General features: G+C 57.6%; 20 protein-coding genes. 8 read left to right on the forward strand and 12 right to left on the reverse strand.

Features of this window, described 5'->3' with window-relative positions:
• Nucleotides 1-618: 618 nt before the first annotated feature.
• A complete protein-coding gene (gene sbcB / locus TAN611_RS15460) occupies nt 619-2,049 on the forward strand; it encodes an exodeoxyribonuclease I (RefSeq protein ID WP_160030564.1) in 1,431 nt (476 codons plus the stop codon).
• Between the two features lie 33 nt (nt 2,050-2,082).
• Here sbcB and TAN611_RS15465 read toward each other — a convergent pair whose 3' ends face one another.
• Nucleotides 2,083-2,535 (reverse strand): universal stress protein, encoded by a 453-nt coding sequence (locus TAN611_RS15465; protein WP_105231834.1) that lies wholly within the window; start codon nt 2,533-2,535, stop codon nt 2,083-2,085.
• 9 nt (nt 2,536-2,544) lie between these two features.
• The gene (locus tag TAN611_RS15470; RefSeq protein WP_105231835.1) at nt 2,545-3,333 is read right to left on the reverse strand and encodes an IclR family transcriptional regulator; all 789 of its coding nucleotides are present in this window, start codon (nt 3,331-3,333) and stop codon (nt 2,545-2,547) included.
• Between the two features lie 164 nt (nt 3,334-3,497).
• On the opposite strand from TAN611_RS15470, the gene TAN611_RS15475 reads away from it, so the two are divergent.
• Nucleotides 3,498-5,102, forward strand: a complete 1,605-nt coding sequence (locus TAN611_RS15475) for an MFS transporter (protein ID WP_187044405.1) — start codon at nt 3,498-3,500, stop codon at nt 5,100-5,102.
• A gap of 2 nt (nt 5,103-5,104) precedes the next feature.
• Complete coding sequence (locus tag TAN611_RS15480; protein WP_105231837.1) at nt 5,105-6,133, forward strand: HlyD family secretion protein; 1,029 nt, start codon at nt 5,105-5,107, stop codon at nt 6,131-6,133.
• A gap of 79 nt (nt 6,134-6,212) precedes the next feature.
• Here TAN611_RS15480 and TAN611_RS15485 read toward each other — a convergent pair whose 3' ends face one another.
• Nucleotides 6,213-7,580 (reverse strand): APC family permease, encoded by a 1,368-nt coding sequence (locus TAN611_RS15485; RefSeq protein ID WP_105231838.1) that lies wholly within the window; start codon nt 7,578-7,580, stop codon nt 6,213-6,215.
• 897 nt (nt 7,581-8,477) lie between these two features.
• Between TAN611_RS15485 and puuR the strand changes: the two genes are divergently transcribed.
• Nucleotides 8,478-9,035, forward strand: a complete 558-nt coding sequence (puuR, locus tag TAN611_RS15490; RefSeq protein WP_105231839.1) for an HTH-type transcriptional regulator PuuR — start codon at nt 8,478-8,480, stop codon at nt 9,033-9,035.
• A 275-nt stretch (nt 9,036-9,310) separates the two neighbouring features.
• Nucleotides 9,311-11,302, forward strand: coding sequence for a ligand-gated channel protein (locus TAN611_RS15495; protein ID WP_187044404.1), 1,992 nt, complete (start codon nt 9,311-9,313; stop codon nt 11,300-11,302).
• Between the two features lie 77 nt (nt 11,303-11,379).
• Here the strand turns inward: TAN611_RS15495 and TAN611_RS15500 are convergent, their stop codons facing one another.
• From TAN611_RS15500 to yieE, 6 genes are all read right to left on the reverse strand, one after another.
• Entirely contained in the window at nt 11,380-11,787 is a 408-nt protein-coding gene (locus tag TAN611_RS15500) for a hypothetical protein (RefSeq protein ID WP_105231841.1), read from the reverse strand.
• A 17-nt stretch (nt 11,788-11,804) separates the two neighbouring features.
• On the reverse strand, nt 11,805-12,803 hold the full coding sequence (locus tag TAN611_RS15505) for a hypothetical protein (protein ID WP_187044403.1): 999 nt from the start codon (nt 12,801-12,803) through the stop codon (nt 11,805-11,807).
• Nucleotides 12,804-12,981: 178 nt separating this feature from the next.
• Entirely contained in the window at nt 12,982-13,770 is a 789-nt protein-coding gene (locus TAN611_RS15510; RefSeq protein WP_197949951.1) for an ABC transporter ATP-binding protein, read from the reverse strand.
• Nucleotides 13,770-14,852, reverse strand: coding sequence for an iron ABC transporter permease (locus TAN611_RS15515; protein WP_105231843.1), 1,083 nt, complete (start codon nt 14,850-14,852; stop codon nt 13,770-13,772). Before TAN611_RS15515 ends, TAN611_RS15510 begins: the two co-directional genes overlap by 1 nt.
• A gap of 244 nt (nt 14,853-15,096) precedes the next feature.
• On the reverse strand, nt 15,097-16,569 hold the full coding sequence (locus TAN611_RS15520; protein WP_105231844.1) for an amino acid permease: 1,473 nt from the start codon (nt 16,567-16,569) through the stop codon (nt 15,097-15,099).
• 168 nt (nt 16,570-16,737) lie between these two features.
• The gene (gene yieE / locus TAN611_RS15525) at nt 16,738-17,616 is read right to left on the reverse strand and encodes a DNA-binding transcriptional regulator YeiE (protein WP_105231845.1); all 879 of its coding nucleotides are present in this window, start codon (nt 17,614-17,616) and stop codon (nt 16,738-16,740) included.
• A gap of 171 nt (nt 17,617-17,787) precedes the next feature.
• On the opposite strand from yieE, the gene TAN611_RS15530 reads away from it, so the two are divergent.
• The 3 genes from TAN611_RS15530 to nfo all read left to right on the forward strand — a co-directional run bounded on the left by TAN611_RS15530 (nt 17,788) and on the right by nfo (nt 21,955).
• On the forward strand, nt 17,788-19,734 hold the full coding sequence (locus TAN611_RS15530; protein WP_234008589.1) for an acyltransferase family protein: 1,947 nt from the start codon (nt 17,788-17,790) through the stop codon (nt 19,732-19,734).
• A 146-nt stretch (nt 19,735-19,880) separates the two neighbouring features.
• A complete protein-coding gene (locus tag TAN611_RS15535) occupies nt 19,881-20,957 on the forward strand; it encodes a YeiH family putative sulfate export transporter (protein WP_111736756.1) in 1,077 nt (358 codons plus the stop codon).
• A gap of 158 nt (nt 20,958-21,115) precedes the next feature.
• On the forward strand, nt 21,116-21,955 hold the full coding sequence (gene nfo, locus TAN611_RS15540) for a deoxyribonuclease IV (RefSeq protein ID WP_105231848.1): 840 nt from the start codon (nt 21,116-21,118) through the stop codon (nt 21,953-21,955).
• Between the two features lie 65 nt (nt 21,956-22,020).
• Here nfo and fruA read toward each other — a convergent pair whose 3' ends face one another.
• From fruA to fruB, 3 genes are read right to left on the reverse strand one after another with little or no spacing between them, the layout of a single operon-like run.
• On the reverse strand, nt 22,021-23,712 hold the full coding sequence (gene fruA / locus TAN611_RS15545) for a PTS fructose transporter subunit IIBC (RefSeq protein ID WP_187044400.1): 1,692 nt from the start codon (nt 23,710-23,712) through the stop codon (nt 22,021-22,023).
• An 11-nt stretch (nt 23,713-23,723) separates the two neighbouring features.
• A complete protein-coding gene (gene fruK / locus TAN611_RS15550; RefSeq protein WP_105231850.1) occupies nt 23,724-24,665 on the reverse strand; it encodes a 1-phosphofructokinase in 942 nt (313 codons plus the stop codon).
• Entirely contained in the window at nt 24,662-25,795 is a 1,134-nt protein-coding gene (gene fruB, locus TAN611_RS15555; RefSeq protein WP_203066706.1) for a fused PTS fructose transporter subunit IIA/HPr protein, read from the reverse strand. Before fruB ends, fruK begins: the two co-directional genes overlap by 4 nt.
• Between the last annotated feature and the right edge of the window lie 75 nt (nt 25,796-25,870).

Genomic DNA, 25,870 nt, shown 5'->3' on the forward strand with positions numbered 1-25,870 from the left:
GATATGAGGAGGTTTTATCCCGGTATTTATCCAGTGATCTTATCATGCCGGATGTTTACGTTGTTTATTCCAAGGGTGGTTTTTTTACAAGCCTATTTGTCGTTGGATTTTTCAGGAAGCTTCTCAAAAATAAAACCATTAAGTTGGGGAGGGGTACCAAAATGCCAAAAATCTCCTATGAATATGTGCAATCATTACCCGAACCTTTGAAGGCATGGATAAATAGGTATTATAGTATGCATATGGTAGCGGCCACTTTAATTTCCGTTGGTTTTACCCTTATGTTTATTGATAGTCTTGCCTCATAGCCTTCAAAAATCCCATGAGTCGTTTTCAATACTTGGAGGAGGTCTACTCATGCACATACCCGAATGGTTTCATATTCCATAGCGCGATGAACCTCTCAGACACTTCAAAGGCCCTCCTACCAATGTTCGAGCGCTGAACCATGCAGCCTATCGATAATTTCTTTTAGACTGAACCTGCGCAGCAAAACCGGCCGCATTCCCCTTCTGGACTGCCCGAAGATGGTTTACCATGTAGCAAACGCAGCGGATCAACAGGGTGAAACACCTTTAAATCTGTCAATCAGATGACAAACGCGGACAAGCTCAGACAGTGAAAAACAACAGCAGACAGAATACGTTTTACATCCACGACTATGAGACCTTTGGCAAAAGTCCGTCGCTGGATCGTCCGGCCCAGTTTGCCGGCGTGCGCACCGATATGGACTTCAATATCATCGAAGAGCCGCTGGTGATCTACTGCACCCCGGCGGATGACTACCTGCCGGATCCGGAAGCGGTGATGATTACCGGCATTACGCCGCAGGAAGCGCTGGCCAAAGGCGTTTGCGAAGCCGAGTTTGCCCGTCAGATCAACGAAGCCTTCAGCGTTCCCGGCACCTGTATCCTCGGCTACAACAATATTCGTTTCGATGATGAGGTCAGCCGCAATATTTTTTACCGCAACTTCCACGATCCTTACGCCTACAGCTGGCAAAACGGTAATTCACGCTGGGATCTGCTGGATGTGATGCGCGCCTGTTACGCCCTGCGGCCAGAGGGAATTGTCTGGCCGGAAAATGACGAGGGCTTCCCCAGCTTCCGTCTGGAGCACCTGACCCGCGCCAACGGCGTCGAACATGAACAAGCGCACGACGCAATGTCGGACGTGTATGCCACCATTGCCATGGCCAAGCTGCTGAAGCAGGCGCAGCCGCGCCTGTTCGACTACCTGCTGCAGCACCGCAACAAGCACAAGCTGAATGCATTGATCGACATTGCCGAGATGACGCCGCTGGTGCACGTTTCCGGCATGTTCGGCGCGGCACGCAGCAACACCAGCTGGATCGCGCCGCTGGCCTGGCACCCGGAGAATAAAAATGCGGTGATCGTCTGCGATCTGGCCGGCGACATCTCCCCGCTGCTGGATCTGAATGCCGATCAGTTGCGCGAACGTTTATATACCCGCCGCGACCAGCTGGCGGCCGATCAGCCGCCGGCGCCGATCAAACTGGTGCATATCAATAAATGCCCGGTGCTGGCGCCGGCCAAAACCCTGCTGCCGGAAAATGCCGAACGGCTGGGCATCGATCGCCAGGCCTGCCTGGATAACCTGCAGATTCTGCGTCAGCACCCGGAAGTCCGCGAGAAAGTGGTAGCGCTGTATGCCGAAGCGGAGCCCTTCACCCCGGCCGATGACGTCGACGCCAAACTGTACGATGGTTTCTTCAGCGATGCCGATAAAGCGGCGATGAAAATCATTTTGCAAACCAAGCCGCAAAACCTGCCGGCGCTGGATCTGGCCTTTGGCGACGGCCGCATGAAGGAGTTGCTGTTCCGCTACCGCGCACGCAACTATCCGAACACGCTGGACGATGCCGAACAACAACGCTGGCTGCAGCACCGTCGGGAAGTGCTCAACGCCGAGCGGGTGCAGGCCTATATTCTGCAGTTGGAAGCGCTGTATAACCTGCATGAAGGCGACAACGCCAAAATGGCGCAGCTAAAAGCGCTGTTTGATTATGGTAAGCAGCTGGTCGGGTAAGGCAGGAGTGCGGTGGGCCTGGCCCACCGCAGGTTATTCGTCAATGCGCACGTCGATCAGCACCGGGCAAGGCGCATGTTCAATCACCGCCACGCTGCACGAACCTTTCAACAGGCGGTTAAAGGATGACATCTGGCGACGCCCCATCACGATCATCGCCGCCTTCTGCGCCTTCGCTTCCGCGACAATCGCTTCCGCCGGCTCGCCGACCAGCACCTTGCCGCTGGCACTGACACCGGCCTCGCTCAGCACCGCCAGCGCCTGCCGTACCACCGTTTCGGCCGCCTGCTGCTCGTCATTGGCATAGGCAAAGTCAGCCGGATCTTCGCCGCCTTCTTCATCGCCGTTCACAACCAGCGCGTAACCCGCATCGATGCAGCATACCGCCAGCGCCTGCGCCTGCAGCGCCCGCGCCTGTTCGGCGGCCAGGGCCAGCACATATTGCGTCGCGTCCGAATTATCCACCGCCACCAACAACGTTTTCATCTCAGGCTCCTATTCATCACGCAGCGCCGCCTTGCCGATTTCATCGATCAGCGCCTCTTTGCACTTCAGAATTTCAGTCCGGTAATGCGCCTCATTTTTCTGCAGGCGCGGGCCGGGGATCAACAGACTGATGGAGAAACGCCCCAGGATGGTGTCGATCGCCACCGCCATAGTGGAAATGCCTTCCAGCGTCTCACCGCGATCGTAAGCCAGCCCAGTTCGGCGAATCTCCGCCAGACGCGTCATCAGCGCGGGAAAATCACGCACCGTTAAATCAGTAATCGCCGGGTAGGCCTCACCCAGCAGCGTGCGGGCCGCATCGTCGTTATCCAGCGCCAGCAGCGCCCGGCCGCCGGAGGTGCTGTACAGCGGCAGGTTCATACCCAACCGCGGCACCACGCGCAGCTCGCGCTCGGCAACAATATAGTGCACCACCGCCAGCTGCAGGCCGTTGGCCCGCGCCAGCGACACGGTTTCCCCGGTCGCATCGCTCAGCGCCTGCAGCCAGGGCTGGGCGATCGCCACCACGTCGGTATGCACGTTGGTAATCAGACGCAGCAGCGCCGGCCCCAGACGTACCCCGCCGACGCTGCCGTGGCTGCGTACCAGTTGAGCATCGTCCAGCGCGCCGACAATACGCTGCACCGTAGAACGCGGCAGATCGACCCGCTGGGCGATCTCGCCCAGACTCATACCGTTTGGCTTTTCGCCCAACGCGTTGAGGATCTTCGCTGCGCGAGCGATGACCTGAATACCCCTCGTCCTTTCGTCGTCGCGGGCTATTGGCGATTCAGACATAACACTTTCCCTTTTCGTGCGGTTCACGTCCATTGTAACACTCATACTTTGACGCGCGCACTGTACCACATTGCAATACAATGCATCACAATATAATATAAATCGCGACTTGTATCACAATACAGTACACCGCATCGATTAATTCCCCTCTCTGGAGTACTCATATGACAACCCAGCCTGCGGCCGCGCCGCCGCCGCACCCTTTTACCCTGCGTTTAGCGCTGGGGTTAGTCGGCGTGCTGATTGCCGCGTTGACGTCCGGATTGAACGATCGTATCTCCAGTCTGGCGCTGGCGGATATCCGCGCGGCGATCGGTATTGATTATGACACGGGCAGTTGGATCACCTCCGCCTATCAGGCCGCCGAAGTGGCGGCGATGATGGTAGCGCCCTGGCTGGCCGTCACCTTTTCCCTGCGGCGCTTCGCCCTGATCGTCATCACCGGCTTCGCTGCGGTGGGCATACTGCAGCCCTTCGCCACCGGCGCCGCGCCGTTTATTACCCTGCGGGTGATTCAGGGACTGTTCGGCGGCGCACTGCCACCGCTGCTGATGACGGTGGCGCTGCGCTTTCTGCCGCCCAAAATTAAACTCTACGGTCTGGCCGCCTATGCGCTGACCGCCACCTTCGGGCCTAACGTCGCCGCATCGCTGACAGCGCTGTGGACCGACAGCGTCGGCTGGCAGTTCGCCTTTTGGCAGGCCGTGCCGCTATGTCTGATCGCCGCGCCGCTGATAGGCTGGGGACTGCCGCAGGACCCGCTGCGACTGGAGCGGCTGAAGCAGGCCGATCTGTTCGGCATGCTGACCGGCTGCAGCGGGATTGCACTGCTGATCCTGGCGCTCACCCAGGGGGAACGGCTGGACTGGCTGAATTCGCCGTTGATCGGCGCCATGCTGCTGGCCTCCGCCGCGCTGCTGGTCGTTTTCCTGATTAACGAGTGGTTCCATCCGCTACCGCTGTTCAAGCTGCAGATGCTGGAACGCAGAAACCTGGCTTTCGGCCTGCTGGCGCTCGCCGCGGTGCTGACGCTGTCGCTGTCCGGCTCGTCACTGCCGTCCGCCTATTTCGCACAGGTGGAAGGGTTCCGCACCACCCAGTTTGCGCCGCTGGCGCTGGCCGTCGGCCTGCCGCAGCTGATTATCGCGCCGTTTATCGCCATGCTGCTGAACTGGCGCTGGGTCGATAGCCGCTGGATGCTGGCCTTGGGCGCCGGCGCGATGATGCTCTCCTGCCTGCTGGGCATGCAGCTGACCGCCGAATGGGCGCGGCAGAACTTCTGGCTGATCCAGACGCTGCAGGCGTTCGGCCAGCCGATGATGATCTTGCCGATCCTGATGGGCTCAACCAGCGTGGTGGCGCCGCCGGAAGGGCCGTTCGCCTCCGCCATGTTCAATACCGTGCGCGGTTTTTCCAGCGTGGCGGCCGGCGTATTCGTTACCCACTTCCTCAACCGGCGCGAGCAGTTCCATTCACACATTCTGGTCGACCAACTGGGCAACCGCCCATGGCTGATGACCGCCGCCACCGGTGACAGCGCCGGCTACAGTACGCCGCTGCTGCCCGACGGCACCGTCAGTTCGGCGGAAAACCTCGGCCATTTTTCAACGCTGGTGAAACATCAGGCGCTGATCCTCGGCATCAGCGATGCCTATTTACTGATCATCGGCTGCGCGCTGTTGCTGGTACTGCTGACCCTCTGGCTGCCAAAACGCGTCTATCCGCCACAAACGCTGTTACCTTTAGCTCCTAAAACATCGAGACCATAACTATGAGTTTTACACCTGCCAAACGGACATTCATCCTGGCGCTGCTACTGCTGCTGTTGCTGGCCTGCGCCTTTGCCATCTGGTCATTCAGCAACCGTCACGACTACAGCACCACCGATGCAGTGGTCACCGCCGACTATACGCTGGTGGCCCCCAAGGTGTCCGGCTATATCCGCAGCGTCAACGTCGAGGACAACCAACAGGTTAAAGCCGGCGATGTACTGGCGACGATCGATGACCGCGATTACCGCGTCGCGCTGGAAACCGCCGAAGCCAGCCTGCAGCTCAGTCAGGCCAAGCTGGCCAGCATTCAGGCCCAGCTGGAACAGCAGCAGGCCAATATCGCCCAGGCCGAAGCGGCCGTCAGCGCCAGCCAGGCAACGCTGAACTACGCCGGTCAAAATGCCGAGCGCTACCGCCGCCTGCTGAAAAGCCATGCCATTTCGGCCGATGAACAGCTGAAGTCCGCCTCCTCGATGCAGAGCGCCGCCGCACAGGTTAAGCAGAATCAGGCCGCCGTCGTATCCGCACGCAAGCAAGTCGGCGTGCTGCAAGCCAGCCGGCAGCAGGCAACCGCCGATATCGCCGCCGCGCAGGCCAGCGTCGATCAGGCACGTCTGAACCTCTCCTATACCCGCATCGTGGCGCCTATCGACGGCATGATCGGCCAGCGGGCGGTGCGTCAGGGTGCCTGGGTCAGCGCCGGTACGCGGCTGCTGGCGGTCGTGCCGCTTGAGCAGAGCTATGTGCTGGCCAATTTCCTGGAAACCCAACTGTCTAACGTCAGCCGCGGCCAGCCGGTCACCATCAGCGTCGATGCCCTGCCCGGCGTCACCCTGCGCGGCCACGTCGACAGCATCGCACCGGCCACCGGCGCCACCTTTGCCGCCATCAGCGCCGACAACGCCACCGGCAACTACACCAAAGTGGTGCAGCGCCTGCCGGTGAAAATCCAGCTGGAACCGAACCAGCGCGACGTCGCGCGCCTGCGCGTCGGCATGTCGGTAATCCCGCGGCTGGAAATGCGCTGATTTCATCCGCCAATCTGCGGGCACAAAAAAGGGCTGAACACTGTTCAGCCCTTTTTTATTCAGCGGTAACGCTTACCGTTTACGCCACGTCTTCACTCGCCTGCGGCACCGGCAGACGGAAGCTGCGGGTGACGAACGCCAGATAGATCAGGCCGATAGCGCCCCAAACCAGGCCCAACGTCATCGAGCTGCTTTCCAGGTTCAGCCACAGCGCACCGACGGTCAACGCGCCCAGCACCGGCAGAATCAGATAGTTCACGGTATTTTTAACTCCGTGGTTCATCTTATCGCGGATGTAGAACTGCGAGATCACCGACAGGTTAACGAAGGTGAAGGCCACCAGCGCGCCGAAGTTGATCAGCGCCGTCGCGGTCACCAGGTCAAACGACACCGCAGACAGGGCGATCGCCCCCACCAGCAGCACGTTCATCGCCGGGGTACGCCATTTCGGATGCACATAGCCAAAGAAACGCTCCGGGAACACGCCATCGCGGCCCATCACATACATCAGGCGGGATACGCCGGCGTGCGCCGCCATACCGGATGCCAGAACGGTCACGCAGGAGAACACCAGAATCACCGACTGGAAGAACTTGCCGGCCACGTACAGCATGATTTCAGGCTGGGACGCGTCCGGATCCTTGAAGCGGGAGATGTCCGGGAAGTACAGCTGCACAAAGTAAGACACCACGATAAAGATCACGCCGCCAATCAGCGCCGTCAGGAAGATGGCCTTCGGGATCACCTTCTCTGCGTCTTTGGTTTCTTCAGACAGCGAGCTGATGCCGTCAAAGCCGAGGAATGAGAAGCACAGAATGGTCGCGCCGGTAATCATCGGCACCACGTGCGCATTGTCGGACCAGAACGGACGGCTGCTCACCAGCGTACCGGCGCCTTCGCCGTGATACACGCCGTTGATCACCAGCCCCAGGAACACCACCATGATCGCCACCTGCACCACCACGATAATGGAGTTCAGGTTCGCCACCAGCTTGATGCCGCGCAGGTTGAACAGCGTCATCAGCGCCACCAGCGCCACAACAAAGATCCACGACGGCACGCCCGGGAAGATCGCTTCCAGGTAAATTTTGGCCAACAGGATGTTGATCATCGGCATGAACAGGTAATCAAGCAGCGATGACCAGCCCACCATAAAGCCGACGTGCGGCCCGATCGCCTTCTGCGCATAGGTATAAGCAGAACCGGCCGATGGGAACTTCTTCACCAGTTTGCCGTAGCTGAGCGCAGTGAACAAAATCGCCAGCAGCGCGAAGGCGTAGGCGGTGGCGACGTGACCGTCGGTCAGGCCGGAAACAATGCCAAAGGTATCAAAGATGGTCATCGGCTGCAGATAAGCCAAGCCCATCATGACCACAGGTACCAGAGTAAGGGTTTTACGCAGTTGAGTGCGCTGTGCCGGAGCGGCGCTGACGATATTATCGGACATTGTTCAGCCCCCCCTTACCTTCAGACTTGCGGAGAGTAGACACGCTAAGACTCAAGGTTGCGGGGAAACTTCGCAACAGGCGACTTAATTCTAAAAGAGGGGTAAGGGGAGCTGGGATATGCATCAAGGAAACCTTGGCTGCTGGTCCGTAATCGCCGCGGGTGCAGCGGAAACCGGCGGGCACCGGTGCTGTATTGAAAAATTGCCCCATCTTTCTTTTCCTCATGAGTCACGACCAATGAAGTTTTTGGTTGATCGTGCACAAAACTGTTTATCTATCCGGCTCGGAGTCCGGCCTCGCTTGTGTATGAAACGCTCGGTTTACAAAACTAGATGCAAAAAAATAACCGACGCTTTAAAACGTCGGCTATCTCTGCATTACGGGTATTTTGCATCAGAAAACCTCTGGATGACAAGATCCAGAAGCCCTCCAACTGCAAATTCTTTTTGGCGATCGCACTAAAATCCTTCGTTTAGATGGATATTTCAGCGGCTGACATCACCTTAAGTTGTTTCTTAGGTTTTACCTTACACCCTTTCAATCATTTTTCAACACCCAATCGCCGACGACGGTGCGTAGCTGCGCGGCAAATTGCCCGTCCCGCGCTCCGCGCTCAAAATAACGGCCGCAAAGAGAAACATACTATTAACATAGTAAGGGAGCGAATGTTACAATGGCGCATGATTTTTCATCAGCTGCACCAATAAAACCGTTAACGTCGTTTTCATCTATATTCTTGCCGTCTTATCGGAGACAAGCATGGGCAATATATTTTCCATCCTTTCCTCCGTATGATGGATACATCTGATATCCGGGATATCACAATCGTGCGGCGCATTCCCGCCGTATAACGGTTTTATCTCTGCCTGTCGCAGCCACCAGAAGGAAGTACCACTATGAGCGAAATCCCCCTGGCGCCAGGAAAGCGCCTGTCGCAAATCCGTCAGCAGTTAGGCCTGTCGCAGCGGCGGGTCGCCGAGCTGTCCGGCCTGACCCACAGCGCCATCAGCACCATTGAGCAGGACAAGGTCAGCCCGGCGATCAGCACGCTGCAAAAACTGCTGAAGGTCTATGACCTGTCGCTGTCCGAGTTCTTTGCCGAGCCGGAGCGGCCGGATGAGCCGAAAGTGGTGATCGAGGCGGAAGAGCTGATCGAAATCGGCAGCCAGGGCGTTTCGATGAAACTGGTGCATAACGGCAGCCCGACGCGTAACCTGGCGATGATGCTGGAAACCTATCAGCCCGGCTCCACCACCGGGGAAAAAATCAAGCATCAGGGCGAAGAGATTGGCACCGTACTGGAGGGCGAAATTATTCTGACGATTAATGGCCAGAGCTACCCGCTCAGCGCCGGCCAGAGTTACGCCATCAACACCGGCATCCCGCACAGCTTCAGCAATACTTCGGCCCGCGAGTGCCGCATCATCAGCGCCCATACCCCTACCACCTTCTAAATCTCTGCCCTGCCTGCGCCCTCTTCTGCTGAAGAGGGCCGCCGTATTGCTGCCTACGTCTCTGCGCCACGCACTGCACCGTATCAAAAACCCTGATCAAATATACAAATGATACGGATTATCATTTGCATTTACATTCTCTATTATTTCCTTACAATAGCCTCACGTTTTCACGCGGGCCATTGAATTCCCCGGAATTTAATGGGTTTTCATTTGTACTTACTCTTTTGGCAGACAACGTTGTTCTGCCGCTCTGGGCCAGGAATTGCTATTTCATGGAAAAGCCAAGCTATAACAAACTCACCGCATTCATTATCGCCGCGCTCACCAGCCAGGCCGCCCTCGCCGCCGATCCGGAAAGCGCGCAAGACACCATGGTGGTCACCGCTTCTGGTTTCCAACAGAAGATCCAGGATTCCGCCGCCTCCATCTCGGTGATCCCACGTCAGCAGATCGAAAATAAAGCCTATCGCGACGTGACCGACGCACTGAAAGACGTGCCGGGCGTGGTGGTCACCGGCGGCGGCAGCAGCAGCGATATCAGCATCCGCGGCATGTCGTCCAAATACACCCTGATTCTGATCGATGGCAAACGCGTGGATACCCGCGGCACCCGCCCTAACAGCGACAACGCCGGGATTGAGCAGGGCTGGCTGCCGCCGCTGGAAGCCATCGAACGCATCGAAGTGGTGCGCGGGCCGATGTCCTCGCTGTACGGCTCCGACGCGATGGGCGGCGTGATTAACATCATCACCCGTAAAACCTCCACCACGCAGGGCTGGCGCGGCTCGGTGCACGCCGACGCCACCTTCCAGGAAAACCGCGACTCCGGCGACCTGTACCAGACCAACGCCTACGCCTCCGGCCCGCTGATTGAAGGCCTGCTCGGCCTGCGCGTCAACGGCCTGCTGTCCCACCGCGCCGAAGACAAAATCGTCAACGGCTATAATGAACAGCGCATGCGCAGCGGTACCGCTGTCTTCAGCCTGACGCCGGATGAGCAGAATGAGTTTGAGTTTGAAGTCGGCCGCTCGCTGCAGGACCGCAACAGCACGCCGGGCAAATCCACGGCGACGGAAAGCTGCCGCAAAGGCAGCTGTAAACCCAACCAGCCAAGCGACAGCCTGTATACCCGCACCAACTACTCGCTGACGCACAACGGCTATTACGATATCGGCAATACCACCAGCTATATCCAGCGTGAAGAGACCAACAACCCGGGCCGCAACATGAAGATGTACAACACCATCTTCAATACCCAGAATCAGTTCGCGCTGGGTGACCATATGCTGAATATCGGCGGCCAGTACCGCTATGAAAAACTGAGCGACAGCGGCAACCAGCTGGAATCTGCGCAGGGCGTCAACCAGCTGACCCGTTGGAGCTGGGCGCTGTTCGCCGAAGATGAATGGGCAATGACCAATGATTTCAGCCTGACCAGCGGCATCCGTATGGACCGCGACCAAAACTACGGCAGCCACTGGACGCCGCGCCTGTACGGCGTCTGGCATCTGGCCGAGCAGTGGACGCTGAAGGGCGGCGTTTCCGCCGGCTACCGCTCGCCGGATCTGCGCCAGTCGTCAGCCAGCTGGGGCCAGGCCACCGGCGGCGGGTCGAGCAAAGGCATGATTGTCGGCAACCCGGACCTGAAGCCGGAAAAGAGCCTGAGCGAAGAGATCGCCCTGCTGTGGGATAACCAGCAAAATCTGAACGCCGGGATTACCCTGTTCAACACCGACTTCAAAGACAAGATCACCGAAGTCAGACGCTGCGAGGATGAGCCGGGCTGCTCTCTCGGCGGCACCGATTACGACTTTATCAGCGACCGCGTCAACGTCGACAAGGCCAATATGCGCGGTGTAGAAGCCACCGCCGGCTGGAAGATCGCCAAAGACTGGCAGCTGACCGCCAACTATACCTATACCGAATCGGAACAGAAAAGCGGCCAGTTCCAGGGCCAGCCGCTGAACCAGATGCCGAAACATATGTTCAACACCGTGCTGGACTGGCAGGCGGCGCACGATCTCGATGTGTGGACCCGCGTCAACTTCCGCAGTAAAACCTCGGAGTACCTGAGCCGCACCTCGATGGCCAAAAGCACGCCGTCCTATACCTTTGTCGACGTCGGCGTCAGCTATCAGGCGGCGAAAAACCTGCAGCTGACCGGCGGGGTATATAACATCCTCGATAAAACCGTGGATTACGAGCACTACAACACCACGCTGGACGGCCGTCGCTATACCGTAGGGATGAGCTATAACTTCTGATGGTAATATCAGGCTCGGCAACGGGCCTTTTTATCGCGTATTGATCTCCCTTGTCCCATCAGAGAGGAACAAAAATATCAGTCGGGGGAAAAACTAACCAAGGCGGCGCAAATCGCCGCCAGTACGAAAAACAGCATGCTTGACAACCAGAGGTAATACAACTTATGCACCCAACCAGTTAGAGCCGTAGGTTGAGACTTGATAAAACGATAAGCGGCCAAAGGTATGTTTCCACCATCATCCATACGAACACTATTTCCCGCCAATAAACGTTTAAAGTATAAAGCCATAGGAAAACAACCAAAAAAACCAGCCAGTGAAAAGAAAGCGTAAAGGCCAGGGAAAGAAAAACCATTAGCCTTGTATAGCTCAATCAGCTCCGTATATTTTTTCTTTTTGATACCAAAATAAAAAAATGAACAGATAAACAGCGCGATAGCCAACCACGCAAAAATAGCACCTACTGATTTAGCGTCAAGCTCCATATTGCCACCTTAATTATTTAGAAAAGCAAATCACCCATTGCTTCCCCAGCTTTACCACCAGCATAACCTGCAACTAAAGAGCCAATAGCAGCACATGCAAAGCCTCCGACACCTGCGGCGGGAGCGCTGATCGCACCTAAAGCAATACACACCCCCGTTCCAGCAAAAGCCCCGGCGGTTCCTCCGCCAATAGAACCAATGGTACTGAGTCCGAATTTCGAATATTCCCGAACAGCTACCTTCGGACATTCTTCTTTACGTCCAACGGTACAGGAGTGAGTTACTTCATTAGTTGTATTCGCAAAAGAAAGCCCAATCCCGACATATCCCCCGGCTTTTAAAAATTTAGCCGCTCGAGCTGCGCTATCGAGGTACGTTGAATAACCCTTTATCGCACCGACACCTACCGTTGACCACTCATGCACTATTGATTTACTTGATAAATTAAGTGCTCTCTTCATGCTTTCATAAGGCATTATCTTTACTGCCCTTCGGGTCAGCTGTTGCAGAACTGGTTTATTAATTAATCCTTTCAATTCATTAAATAAAGCCGCCCGTTCGACATAGAATTGTTGACTAACAAGGGTTCCCTGAGAACGGTATTGGTTCTGATAGCTTATTTCAATTTTCCTCAGAGCGTTTTCAATATGAGAAAAATATTTATTCCCAGCATCACTGACTGTTCCAAAAAGTTTATCTCCAACGCTTGTCAATGCAGCAATAACTCCATAGTTTTTTTGTAAAAACCCAGACTCATCACAACTTAATTCATTGATATTTCTATTTACATGCTGTTTTGCCAATCGTAAAAGCCGTAGTGTATTCTGTGGGATATCTCTGGCGGGGTCAGCAACAATTAAAACTTGCCCTGGTTTCAGCCATGGAGAATCTGCATTTAGCTGCATGAATAGCTTCGATGCTGAAGACATACGATGGCGAAATAGCATATTTGTCTGGAAGGATAATGTCCCTGCCTGCTCGACAATACAGTATCCCGGGGCTAAAAAACGCGACATATCATACCTCCTTGTAATGGATAATTACTAAAAGTATACATGGCTAGTAACACACCAGCCACCGATCACAGCAACCATTTAATCCCTGTATTACCCATGGTTAATCTATAAAGAATAATACTATTTAATATCATAATCCCGGAGCCAGTATAACCTTTAATGGTCACTTTCAAGATAATCAAATCACCGGCGCCTTCACCAACCCATCAATCAATACCTGCGGCGTTCCCTGCGAGCAGCGCTCGATACGCCCGCGCACGCCGTACACCTGCGCCAGGCTTTGCGGGGTGATCACCGCCTCCGGCACGCCATCGGCAATCAGGTCGCCGTCCTTCAGCATCAGCACATGGTCGCCGTGACGCAGCGCGATATTGATATCGTGTACCACCACCACCGTGACGATATTACGCTTGCGGGTTTCACGCCGCACCAGATCCATCACGTGGAACTGGTAGTTCAGATCGAGCGCGCTCAGCGGTTCATCCAGCAGCAGCAGCGAAGGCTGACGGATCAGCGACTGCGCCAGCCCCACCAGCTGTTTCTGCCCGCCGGAGAGTTGGTCCAGATAACTCAGGGCCAGATGGGCGATCCCCAACTGTTCCAGCAGCGCCATCACCTCGGCTTCGCTGCCGGCATTGCTGCGGCCGCCGGACGCGCGCTGGGCGACGATAATCGACTCCAGCACGTGCAGATGCACCCCGGCCGGCAGCGACTGCGGCAGATACACCACCTGTTCGGCGCGACGGGCGAACGGCATCGCCATCAGATCGTTATCATCCAGCCACAGCTTGCCCTGCGCCGGGTTCAGGCCGGCCAGCGAACGCAGCAGGGTCGATTTGCCGCTGCCGTTCGGCCCCAGCAGCACGGTAATATCGCCGCGCGCCAGACGCGGCACCGACAGGTCGTTAATCACCCGGCGTTTGGGATAGCCGGCGGAAAAATGCTCAATGCGCAGCCCCTGGCTCATCAGACGTTCCCCCGGTGACGCAGAATAATGCTGAGGAAGAACGGCACCCCCACCAGCGAGGTCACGATGCCGACCGGAATAATGATGCCCGGCACCAGGTTTTTCGACGCCACCGAGGCCATCGACAGCACCAGCGCGCCGATCAGCGCGCTGGCCGGTAAATAGAAGCGGTGATCTTCACCAAAAATCAGGCGCGCGATATGCGGCGCCACCAGGCCGATAAAGCCGATCGGCCCAACAAACGCCACCGCCAGCGCGGAGAGAATGCTGATGCGCAGCAACGTGGTCAGTCGCAGACGGCGTACGTCAATGCCGAAGCTGACGGCGCGGTCTTCACCCAGACGCAGTGCGGTCAGTTTCCAGGAGCTCATCATCGACAGCGGCAGCAGTACGGCGAACACCGCCAGCAGGATGCCCAGCTTTTCCCATGAGGCGCGCGCCAGGCTGCCCATGGTCCAGAACACCAGCCCCTGCAGCGTATCCTCGCTGGCGATAAACTGCATCATCGACACCAGCGCGTTAAAGGTAAACACCAGCGCAATGCCGAACAGCACCACGCCGGAGGTCGCCACCCGCGTCCAGCGGGTGATGCCGTCCAGCATCAGCGCCGCCAGCAGCGCAAAGATAAAAGCGTTGGCCGAAATAAACCACTGGTCCGGGATCCCCGGCAGGCCGATGCCGAGCACGATCGCCAGCGCCGCGCCGAAGGCCGCCGCCGATGACACGCCAAGGGTAAAGGGACTCGCCAGCGGGTTGTTCAAAATGGTCTGCATCTCCGCCCCCGCCAGCCCCAGCGCCAGGCCGACCACCACCGCCATCAGCGCATAAGGCATGCGGATGTCCCAGACGATCACCCGCGTGCCGGCGTCGGCGCTGGCCGGATGAATCAGCGTCTGCCACAGGCTGGATAAGGACAGGCCGGACGGCCCCATGGTGAAATCCAGTACCAGCGAAGCCACTATCGCGATTCCCAGCACGCCCATAATCAATAAACGGTGGCGGAGGATATGCTGATAACGCCCCATAACCTGGACGCCGGATTTGCCGCTCGCGTCGGGTAAAGGATCGGTGGTTACGCTCATGATTTCGGGTACCTGTTACGACGACATCACCGCCCGCGGCGGCGATAAAAGAATCTGGAAAGCATCATTTCGGGGATGCTGCGGACGTCAACAATAGAGCAAACGATAATACTTATCAATCACGTCGATGACTATGCCGCGTGAGGAGGAATTTGTAACGATGTATGCATCAGAAAAGGAAAAATGTCAGGCGGGACAAAGAGTAAAAGAACGCGGCGCATAACGCCGCGTTCCGCAACAACCCTTATTTAAACGTCGGGAATTCCATATCGCGGTACTTCACGAAACGGCTGCCGCGCACCAGCTTATAGCCGAACCAGATGATCAGGAACAGCGGAATGCCGATATAGGTGGCGGTAACGCCGTACCAGTCGATCTTGTCTTCCAGGAAGGCCTGATAGTTCTGCCCCAGCGTGATGATCAGGCACAGAATAAAGGCAAAGACCGGGCCCAGCGGGAAGAAACCGGAACGATACGGCAGCGCATTCAGATCATGCCCCTGCAGCATATAGCCGCGGCGGAAACGATAGTGGCTGATGGCGATCCCCAGCCAGGCGATAAAGCCGGTCATACCGGAGGTATTAAGCAGCCACAGGTATACCGACTGGTTGCCGAACATTGAGCTCAGGAAGCACAGCGCGGCCACCACCGTGGTGGCATACAGCGCGTTGCGCGGCACGCCGCCTTTCGACAGTTTACCGAAAATGCGCGGCGCCTTGCCCTCACGCGCCAGGGTAAACAGCATACGCGTCGAGGCGTACATGCCGGAGTTGCCCGCCGACAGCACCGCCGTCAGGATTACCGCATTCATCACCGCCGCCGCCGACAGCAGGCCGGCATGCTGGAACACCAGCGTGAATGGGCTGACGCTGATGTCTTTGACATCGTTACGCAACAGGCTCGGATCGGTATAAGGAATAATCAGGCTGATGATCAGGATCGCAAAGATATAGAACAGCAAAATACGCCAGAACACCTGACGCACCGCCCGCGGGATGTTTTTCCCCGGATCTTCCGACTCACCGGCGGCGATGCCGATAAGCTCAGTCCCCTGGAATGAGAAACCGACAATCATCGCCACGCCGATCATCGCCGAGAAACCGCCGGCAAACGGCGCGTCGCCGATGCTCCAGTTCTGCCAGCCGGCATGCTCGCCGCCTTTCAGAATGCCGACAATCATCAGAATGCCGATGATAATAAAGATAATTACGGTGGTGACCTTGATCAGTGAGAACCAGTATTCCGCTTCGCCGAACCCTTTTACTGAAATGTAGTTCAGCAGGAACATGACGCCGAGGAACAGCGCGCTCCAGATCCAACCCGGCGTATCGGGGAACCAGTAGCTCATCACCAGCTGCGCGGCCACCAGGTCGACCGCGATGGTCACCGCCCAGTTGTACCAGTAGTTCCAGCCCAGCGCGAAGCCGAAGCCCTCTTCCACATATTTGGCGCCATAGGTGGAAAACGAACCGGCCACCGGCATAAACGCCGCCAGTTCGCCCAGGCTGGTCATCAGGAAGTAGACCATCAGGCCGATCAGCGCATAGGACAGCAACGCCCCGCCGGGGCCGGCCTGTGAAACGGTAGCGCCGGAGGCGACAAACAGACCGGTACCGATAGAGCCGCCGATGGCAATCATGGTTAAGTGCCGCGCTTTTAACTCGCGGCGGAGTCCGGGTTCTTGCTGCCCCGATGTTTTTATATCCTGCTGAGCCATTCTTACCCTATCTGCTCGTCCAAAAATTGAGGGCGGATTGTAGCAAATACCCGCCGGCGCACTAGTAACATTCCAGTGATATAAGATAGCTTCATAATTCAGAGGCAATTATTAGCAACACCCCTAATACCCTGACTTCCTGTCAGTTATGTGACGCAACACAGATTTTTATGCTTCGGCAGGCGGCAAACAGTAGCTGAGAAAACGCTGCAGCGCGTTGGAGATATGCTTCTGGCGATGATGGATCAGATACAGGGTACGGATCATCGGCGGCAGCGGCACCGGCAGTTCCACCAACGCGCCGCTCGCCAGCTGTTCGGCGATCACCCGGCGTGACAGACAGCTGATACCGATGCCATGACGCACCGCATGTTTGATGGCCTCAGAGTTGCCCAGCTCCATCACCAGTTGGAAATGCGGCAGATGCGCCAGCAGCAGATGGTCCAGCACTTCACGCGTTCCCGAACCGCGTTCGCGCAGGATCCACGGCGCTTCGGCCAGTGCCGTCAGGGTCAGCGGCTGCCGGGTCAGCGGGTTGTCGGGCGCGGCAAACACCACCAGCTCATCCTCCAGCCAGGGCTGAGTCACCAGTTCCGGCATATGGCACGGCCCTTCGATCAGCCCCAGGTCAACGCGAAAATCCGCCACCGCGCTAATCACGTCCTGACTGTTGCCGACGTTCAGCTCCAGCGGCGTGGCCGGAAAATCCTGCCGGTAGCGCGCCATCATCGCCGGCAGCATATAGTTGCCGATGGTGCTGCTGGCGGCAATGCGCAGCGCCCCGCCGTCGTGGCGAAACAGTTGCTCAATCTCACCCGCCTGTTCCAGCAGCGCCAGCGCCTTGGGATACAGTAGACGGCCGTGCTCATTCAATACCAGCCGCTTGCCTACCCGGTCGAACAGCTGCACGCCGAGTTGCCCTTCCAGATCGGCCAGCGCGGCGCTCACCGCCGACTGGGACAGCGCCAAGACCTGCGATGCCTGGGTCGTGGAGCCGCTTTTCAACACCTCGGTGAAGACGGCCAACTGACGTAAAGTGATATGCATAACGGTCTCAGTACAATAAATGGAAGGAGCAAACGGCCAAAATAGACGAATAACCTTACCGCAGCGTCGCGGATTCGCAAGCCCTGTCTTGACGCACCGGCGCCGGGCAGGCTGAGCTTAATCCTATTTTATACATTATCACTCCCAATCGACTGTAACGCTCTTCAAATAATGTTAACGATTTGCTTATACTTTCGCATCATTTTGCTTACTTTAGGTGGGATTGTGAAATATAGAGCAGATATCGACGGGTTACGGGCGCTCGCCGTTCTGCCGGTCATCGCATACCATATGGGATTTCCTGGCATTCCCGGCGGATTTACCGGTGTTGATATATTTTTTGTAATATCCGGTTATTTAATTTCCGGTATTATCTTCCAAGAATATATTAAGGGTGATTTTTCTTACGTAGACTTTTATAAACGCCGCAGCTTAAGGATTCTCCCCCCTTTATTTGTCGTTTTACTCGTCACGCTGGTTATCGGCTACCATATTCTGCTACCTGTGCAGGTCGCCGAATTGGGAAAAAGCGCGCTGGCCACAACGTTATTTTCCTCAAACTTTTTCTTCTTTAGTCAAACCGGTTACTTCGACGGCCCAGCAGAATTAAAACCCCTGCTGCACACCTGGTCGCTGGCGGTTGAAGAACAGTTCTATATTCTGTTCCCGATTATTTTATTTACCGCATTAAAATTCTTCCGCAACCGCACTACGATGATGATTGTACTTATTATCATCGGCTCCTTTATGCTCAGCCTGCTGGGGTTGAAGTTCCAGCCAAGCATGACTTTTTATATGCTGCCGACCCGCGCCTGGGAATTGGCGCTCGGCGCCCTGCTGGCGGTTGGCGGATTGGAACAGGCCGCTTTTCTGAAAAAATCTGCAACCCGCCACGCTTTAAGCCTGCTGGGGTTGGCGCTAATCGTATTTGGTTTCCTGTGGTTGGATACCACCAAAAAGTTCCCGTCATATAATGCCCTCTACCCGTGTGTAGGCGCATTTCTGATTATTATTTCCGGCCGCGATGCCATCATCAACAAGATCCTGGCAATCAAGCCGATTGTGTATATCGGTATGATCTCTTACTGCCTGTACCTCTGGCACTGGCCGATTATCGTGTATACCAATATTCTGTTTGACGGCGCGCTGTGGCAAAAAAGCCTGCTGGTGCTTTCCAGCACCTTTATTCTGGCAATTGCTTCCCGTTATCTGATCGAAATTCCGTTCCGCTATAAACTGAAGAACGTGCCGTCAAAACGTATTGTTACCGCTTCAGCCGCCAGCGTGGTGCTAGCCGCCTCGCTGACGTCGATTATCGGCTACTGGCAGTATGACAACGGCAGTTTCTCCGATAATTCGTTAAAAATTGCCGATTACATTAATTACCGCACCACCGACGAATACAACTATCAATACCGCTTCGGCGAATGCTTTATCAATGGTGAAGTGGGCGCGACGGGCAATTACAACAAAGAGCACTGCCTGAAACTGTCCGACACCAAAAAGAACGTCGTACTGATCGGCGACAGCCACGGCGCTCACCTGTGGCGCGCCATCAGCCTGGCGGCGGGTGAAAACGTCAACCTGATGCAGGCCACCGCCTCCGGCTGTAAACCGGTTACCGAACAAAAGTTCAGCAACCGCTGCACCGCCATTATGGACTATGTCTATAAAGATTTGATTATCAATAATAAGATCGACGGCGTCATCGTCTCTGCGCGTTGGAATGAACACGATAAGCCGGCGCTGATCAACACCATCAACTACCTGAAGCAACACACTAAGAACTTCTACATCCTGGGGCCGACCGTAGAGTATAAAGGGCCGTTGCCGGAACTGTTGGCCTATCAGGAAAATGGCGATCCGGCGCTGGCCAGTCGTTCCGTCGTGAAAAGCCGTAAACTGATGGACAGTGAACTCAAAGCCCTGTCTACCTCGATGAAAACCAACTACATCTCGGTTTACGATTTGATCTGTCCGGGAGATCGCTGCCTGGAAATGACAACCAGCGGGCAACCTGCCGCCTTCGATTATGGCCACTTTACCCTGAGCGGAGCGAACTACGTTGCGAAGGGCATCGTCGCGCAGCTCAACAGTAACCACTTCTTTTTCCAATAACGTCGACGTTAAAACCGGGGCCGCACATCGTGCGGCCCTTTTTATTTACCACTTATTCAGATTGATTATAACCATATAATCAATTTCTCTTTTATAGCGCCACGCCCTACTCTTGTCCGCAGAGAATCAGAGAAAGGACCTGAGCAATGGCGACTGAAACAACAACAACCTATCCTGAACGGCGCTTCCCGTTATTGGGCCTGCCGCGTCTGGTGCCCGGACTGGCACTGACCGCCGCGTTAACCGCGCTCGCCGTCTGGGCGGGCGACGTACCCTGGATAGCCGGGCTGGGCCTCGGCGCGCTGACGCTGGCCATTTTGTTCGGCATCGTGATAGGCAATACGCTGTATCCCTGGCTGCAGCCCAGCTGCCACGCCGGCGTACAGCTGGCGAAACAGCGCCTGCTGCGTCTGGGCATTATCCTGTACGGCTTCCGTTTAACCTTTCAGCAAATCGCCGACGTCGGCGCCACCGGCATTCTGATCGATGCGCTGACGCTGAGCAGCACCTTTCTGCTGGCCTGCTGGCTGGGTAAAAAGGTGTTCGGCATCGACAGCCAGACCGCCATGCTGATCGGCGCCGGCAGCAGCATCTGCGGCGCGGCGGCGGTCATGGCCACCGAACCGGTGCTGAAAGCCGAGTCCAGCAAGGTAGCCGTTGCGGTATCCACCGTGGTGGTGTTCGGCACGCTGGCGATCTTCGCCTATCCGTGGCTGTACCATTTAAACCTGCAGTATCAGTGGCTGCCGTTCAGCCAGGAAACCTTCGGCATTTATACCGGCTCGACCATTCATGAGGTGGCGCAGGTGGTGGCCGCCGGTCATGCCATCGGCCCTGACGCCGAAAACGCCGCGGTGATCGCCAAGATGATCCGCGTGATGATGCTGGCCCCGTTCCTGCTGCTGCTGTCAGGCTATATCAGCCGTGGCAGCGGCGCCGGCAAAGCGGAAAAATCCGCCATCACCATCCCGTGGTTCGCCGTGCTGTTTATCGCCGTTGCCGGGTTCAACTCCTTCAACCTGCTGCCGGCCGCGCTGGTGCAGCAGTTGATTACCGCCGACACCTGGATGCTGGCAATGGCGATGGCGGCGCTGGGCCTCACCACCCATATCAGCGCCGTACGTCAGGCGGGGGTCAAACCGATTCTGCTGGCAACCCTGCTGTTTATCTGGCTGATTGTCGGCGGCGGCGTGATTAACCAGGCCGTGCAGCATCTGTTCTAATCGCCTCCCGGCAGGTCCGTAATTCGGGCCTGCCCCCTTCCTGCCATTCAAACCGCCGTCCATCAATGCCATAATGGCAGTGCGACACCCTCGCCGGTTCGACCGCTTCGCTCAGGAGACGGCAGGAACTGGCGCGGGGTTAACACAGGAGATTGCAAATGAAGTTTGTCGGTGCACATGTCAGCGCGTCAGGCGGCGTGGATCAGGCGGTTATCCGCGCACACGAATTAGAGGCGACCGCGTTCGCCCTGTTCACCAAAAATCAGCGTCAATGGAAAGCAGCACCGTTGTCTGCCGAAGTTATTGATAAATTTAAGAGCGCCTGCGCGCGTTATGGCTATGGCCCGGGGCAAATTCTGCCGCACGACAGCTATCTGATTAATCTGGGGCACCCGCTGACCGAAGCGCTGGAGAAGTCCCGCGCGGCCTTTCTCGACGAAATGCAGCGCTGCGAACAGCTGGGGCTGACGCTGCTGAACTTCCACCCCGGCAGCCATCTGATGCAGATTGATGAAGACAAGTGTCTGGCGCGCATCGCCGAATCCATCAATATCGTGCTGGATCAGACTGAAGGCGTGACCGCTGTGATTGAAAACACCGCCGGCCAGGGCAGTAACCTGGGGTTTAAATTCGAGCATCTGGCGGCGATCATCGACGGCGTGGAAGACAAAAGCCGCGTCGGCGTCTGTATTGACACCTGCCACGCCTTTGCCGCCGGCTATGACCTGCGCAGCGAAGAAGCGTGTGAACACACCTTTAAGCAGTTGGGAGAGGTGGTCGGCTTCAACTATCTGCGCGGTATGCACCTGAACGATGCGAAAAGCGAGTTCAACAGCCGCGTTGACCGCCACCACAGTCTGGGAGAAGGCAATATCGGAAAAACGGTGTTCAGCTATATCATGCGCGATGCGCGCTTCGATAATATTCCGCTGATCCTTGAAACCGTCAATCCCGATATCTGGGCGGAAGAGATTGCCTGGCTGAAAGCCCAGCAGTAACCGGCCGCAGCGATAAAAAAACCGGAAGCCAAAGGCTTCCGGTTTTTTATGGCCGCAGATCTGACTCAGGCTTCCGCTTTCACCGCCACGTCGGCGCGTTTGACCAGCGCGTAGGAAATACCCGCCAGCAGCGTGCCGGCAACGATCGCCAGCAGATACATCAGCACCGGTGAAATCGCGCCCGGGATCAGCAGGACAAACAGGCCGCCGTGCGGCGCCATCAGCTTGGCGCCGAACATCATGGACAGCGCGCCGGTCAGCGCACCGCCGGCGATGCAGCACGGCAGGACGCGCATCGGGTCACGCGCCGCAAACGGAATCGCCCCTTCACTGATAAAGCACAGCCCCAGCACCAGCGCCGCCTTGCCGCCTTCCTGCTGCGACTTGTCGAATTTACGCCGCGCCAGCAAGGTCGCCAGCCCCATTGCCAGCGGCGGTACCATGCCCGCCGCCATAATGGCCGCCATCGGCGCATAGACTGAGGAACTGAGCAGCGCCACGCCAAACGCGTAGGCCGCCTTGTTGACCGGGCCGCCCATATCGGTGCACATCATGGCGCCCAGAATCGCCCCCAGCAGCACCGCGTTCGCCGTACCCAGCGACTGCAACCAGTGGGTCAGGCCTTCCATGATTCTCGCGACCGGCGTACCGACCACATAGATCATCACCAGACCGGTGATCAGGCTGGCGAACAGCGGAATGATCAGGATCGGTTTCAGCGCTTCCATACTCGGCGGCAGACGCAGCTTGCCGCTGATGGCTTTGGCGACATAGCCCGCCAGGAAACCGGCGATAATCCCGCCGAGGAAGCCGGCGTTGGTGCTCACCGCCAGCATGCCGCCGATCAGGCCCGGCGTCAGGCCCGGACGGTCAGCAATGGAGAAGGCAATATAGCCGGCCAGTACCGGCACCATCAGCGCCAGCGCCGAACCGCCGCCAATCTGCATCAGCGCCGCCGCCAGCGTGCCTGGCTCTTCAAACGCCTTGATGCCGAACATAAAGGACAGCGCAATACACAGGCCGCCCGCCACCACCATCGGCAGCATATAGGAGACCCCGGTCAACAGGTGGCGATACGGCCCATTGCCCTCTTTCTTCTGCGCACCGGTAGACTGGGCGGCGCCGCCTTTCTGCGGCTGAAACACTTCCGCTTCCGCCAGCGCCTTGTCCAGCTCCTGCGCGGTTTTCTTCAGCGCCAGCCCGGTAGAGGTGCGGTACATCGGCTTGCCGGCGAACTTGTCCAAATCCACTTCGATATCAGCGGCTACCAGCACCAGATCCGCCTCGGCCACCTCTTCCGGCGTAATGGCATTGCCGGCGCCGACGGAGCCGCGGGTTTCCACTTTCACCCACCAGCCACGTTTCTTCGCTTCGCTTTCAATCGCCTCGGCGGCCATAAAGGTGTGCGCCACGCCGGTCGGACAGGCGGTCACCGCCACGATACGTTTTTGTCCGCTGGCCTGCGCCGCAACCGGCGCGGCGGCCGGCGCCTGATACGGCGCCGCGTCGCGTTTGGCCTGCGCCAGGAAGGCGTCGGCATCACGCACCGCGTGTTCAACATCGCCCAGATACACGGCCTTGCCGCTCAGCGCTTCGTCCGCCGGCACGGCCGCCCCGGCGACCACCACCAGTTCGGCCTCCGCCGGCGCATCAACCAACTGCAGGCCGGCTTTGGCCGCCGCAGCGCTGAGCATGCGTTGCGCCAGGTGCCCGCGCGCCTGCCCCTGTGAACTGTCAATTATCAGCAGCGTTTTCATTCTGCCTCCTGCTATTGATTAAAAGGTTTCAGGTCGACGCGCGCCATCATCGCGGCCAACTGCGGACGATCGGTGATGCCTACGTTGCTCTGGCTCACGGCCAGGGCGGCGACCGCGGTCGCCAGGCGCAGGGTGTGCTCGCTGGATTCGCGCATCAGCAGGCCGTAGATCAGCCCGCCAACCATCGAATCGCCGGCACCGACGGTGCTGACCACTTCGCAGGACGGCGGCTTGGCGATCCATTCGCCGGAAGCGTTCACCCACAGCGCGCCTTCGGCGCCGAGAGAAATCACCACGTGAGCAATGCCCTGATCGCGCAGCGCATGCGCCGCCTCCACCACATCCTTCAGCGTCGGCAGCGGGCGGCCGGCCCAGATTTCCAGCTCGCGGCGGTTAGGCTTCACCAGCCACGGCGACGCTTTCAGCCCGGCGACCAGCGCCTCGCGGCTGCTGTCGAAAATAATGCACGGACACTGGGTGCGCAGGCGGGTCATCCAATCGGTAAAGGCTTCCGGCGCCACGCCGGCCGGCAGGCTGCCGCTGACCGCCACCATATCGAACTGGCCGAGCCAGCTCAGGGAATCCGTCACAAAACGTTCCCAGTCCTGCGGCGTCACCTCAAAGCCGGAAAAGTTAAAGTCGGTCACTTCGCCGTCTTTTTCCGTCAGCTTGACGTTAATGCGGGTGCGGCCCGGCACCACCTGAAAACGGTTGGCGATGCCCAAATCGCTGAACAGCAGTTGGAAGCCGTCCTGATTATCTTTGCCGAGGAACCCGCCGACGGTCACGTCGATGCCCAGATCCTTCAGCACCTTGGCTACGTTAATGCCTTTGCCGGCGGCGTGCAGACCGGCGGTTTTCACCCGGTTGACTTCGCCGCGCTCAATCTCGGGGCAAAAGCCCACCAGATCGTAAGCCGGGTTTAACGTAATGGTTGCGACTCTTCTGCTCATGCCACACCCTCGCCCAGTCCGCTGCCGATGGCTTCACCAATCGCCGTCAGCGCCGCTTCAGCATCTTCTCCGCTGGCGGTAAAGCGCAGGTGGTGACCTTTCTTCACCCCCAGCGCCACCACTTTCATCAGGCTGCGTCCATTGGCCGGTTTACCGCTGCCGTCCAGATTGGTGACGGTAATATCGCAGTTAAACTGTTTGATCACGTTCACCAAGGCGGTGCCCGGACGGGCATGCAGACCGTGTTCATTACGAATCACATATTCGGCGGTCAGCACTTCGCTCTGTTCCGCCACCTCACTGGTCAACAACGCCAGCACGCCGGCGGCATCCGCCTTCAGCAGACGTTCAGCTTTTTGCGCCAGCAGCAGATCGCTGAGGTAGTTCAGCACCGTCAGCGGCTGCTCATCGGCGACCGCCACGGTCAGCAGCAGCGCTACCGGCTCGCCGTCTTCGGTAAACGCCTGTGCCGGGCGGCTGACCGTCGCCGCGCTGCTCAGGTTGCCTTCGTTGCTGTCGCTCAGCCAGATGCCCTGCCCCAGATTCAGCGGCTTGCGGGTAATCACATCGCTGACGAAGTTTGCGTCCACCGCGCCAATCTTTTGCAGACGGCCGGCGTTCAGCGCCTGCAGCGTCATCAGGCTGTCGGCGCTGACGTCCAGCGCAATCAGCGAAGCGTCAAACTGGAATTCAGCCGCCTGTTTCTCGCCCATCAGCAGGCTGCGCAGCTCTTCCGCGCTGGTGGTCTGCGCCAGCTGCTGCGCAACGTTGTCATCGCTCAGCACATGGGTCAACTGACGCAGCAGCGCCAGGTGCTCATCGGAACGGGCGGCGATGCCGATCACCACATAGGCGGTCTGGCCTTCACCCCACTCAATGCCCTGCGGATACTGAAAGACCTGCACACCGGTGTTCAGCACCAGATCGCGCGTGTCGGTGGTGCCGTGCGGAATGGCAATGCCGTTACCCAGGAAGGTGGAGGTTTGCAGCTCGCGCTGCAGCATGCCGTCGACATAGGCGGCGCTGACGCAGCCGGCCTCGGTCAGTGCGGCCGCCACCTGCCGGATGGCATCCTGTTTGCCGCCGGCGGCGGCGCCCAAGTGGATGTCTTGCTGTGACAACTGGAACATGGTTCTCCTCTCCTGCTGAATTGAATCGTTTCAGCTTTATTGAGAAAAAGGAGCGTTATCTATCGAAAAGCAATC

This window comes from Serratia sp. Tan611 (assembly GCF_905188235.1).
Taxonomy (GTDB): Bacteria; Pseudomonadota; Gammaproteobacteria; order Enterobacterales; family Enterobacteriaceae; genus Serratia_B; species Serratia_B rhizosphaerae.

Bases quoted from the DNA above. Each gene is read 5' to 3' on its own strand.
- TAN611_RS15530 (WP_234008589.1), top strand. From the start codon at position 17,788: ATGTTAACGATTTGCTTATACTTTCGCATCATTTTGCTTACTTTAGGT.
- TAN611_RS15480 (WP_105231837.1), top strand. From the start codon at position 5,105: ATGAGTTTTACACCTGCCAAACGGACATTCATCCTGGCGCTGCTACTG.
- TAN611_RS15470 (WP_105231835.1), bottom strand. From the start codon at position 3,333: ATGTCTGAATCGCCAATAGCCCGCGACGACGAAAGGACGAGGGGTATT.
- TAN611_RS15485 (WP_105231838.1), bottom strand. From the start codon at position 7,580: ATGTCCGATAATATCGTCAGCGCCGCTCCGGCACAGCGCACTCAACTG.
- yieE (WP_105231845.1), bottom strand. From the start codon at position 17,616: ATGCATATCACTTTACGTCAGTTGGCCGTCTTCACCGAGGTGTTGAAA.
- TAN611_RS15500 (WP_105231841.1), bottom strand. From the start codon at position 11,787: ATGGAGCTTGACGCTAAATCAGTAGGTGCTATTTTTGCGTGGTTGGCT.
- TAN611_RS15505 (WP_187044403.1), bottom strand. From the start codon at position 12,803: ATGTCGCGTTTTTTAGCCCCGGGATACTGTATTGTCGAGCAGGCAGGG.
- nfo (WP_105231848.1), top strand. From the start codon at position 21,116: ATGAAGTTTGTCGGTGCACATGTCAGCGCGTCAGGCGGCGTGGATCAG.
- puuR (WP_105231839.1), top strand. From the start codon at position 8,478: ATGAGCGAAATCCCCCTGGCGCCAGGAAAGCGCCTGTCGCAAATCCGT.
- fruB (WP_203066706.1), bottom strand. From the start codon at position 25,795: ATGTTCCAGTTGTCACAGCAAGACATCCACTTGGGCGCCGCCGCCGGC.
- fruA (WP_187044400.1), bottom strand. From the start codon at position 23,712: ATGAAAACGCTGCTGATAATTGACAGTTCACAGGGGCAGGCGCGCGGG.
- TAN611_RS15495 (WP_187044404.1), top strand. From the start codon at position 9,311: ATGGAAAAGCCAAGCTATAACAAACTCACCGCATTCATTATCGCCGCG.
- fruK (WP_105231850.1), bottom strand. From the start codon at position 24,665: ATGAGCAGAAGAGTCGCAACCATTACGTTAAACCCGGCTTACGATCTG.
- TAN611_RS15515 (WP_105231843.1), bottom strand. From the start codon at position 14,852: ATGAGCGTAACCACCGATCCTTTACCCGACGCGAGCGGCAAATCCGGC.
- TAN611_RS15510 (WP_197949951.1), bottom strand. From the start codon at position 13,770: ATGAGCCAGGGGCTGCGCATTGAGCATTTTTCCGCCGGCTATCCCAAA.
- TAN611_RS15465 (WP_105231834.1), bottom strand. From the start codon at position 2,535: ATGAAAACGTTGTTGGTGGCGGTGGATAATTCGGACGCGACGCAATAT.
- TAN611_RS15520 (WP_105231844.1), bottom strand. From the start codon at position 16,569: ATGGCTCAGCAGGATATAAAAACATCGGGGCAGCAAGAACCCGGACTC.
- TAN611_RS15535 (WP_111736756.1), top strand. From the start codon at position 19,881: ATGGCGACTGAAACAACAACAACCTATCCTGAACGGCGCTTCCCGTTA.
- TAN611_RS15475 (WP_187044405.1), top strand. From the start codon at position 3,498: ATGACAACCCAGCCTGCGGCCGCGCCGCCGCCGCACCCTTTTACCCTG.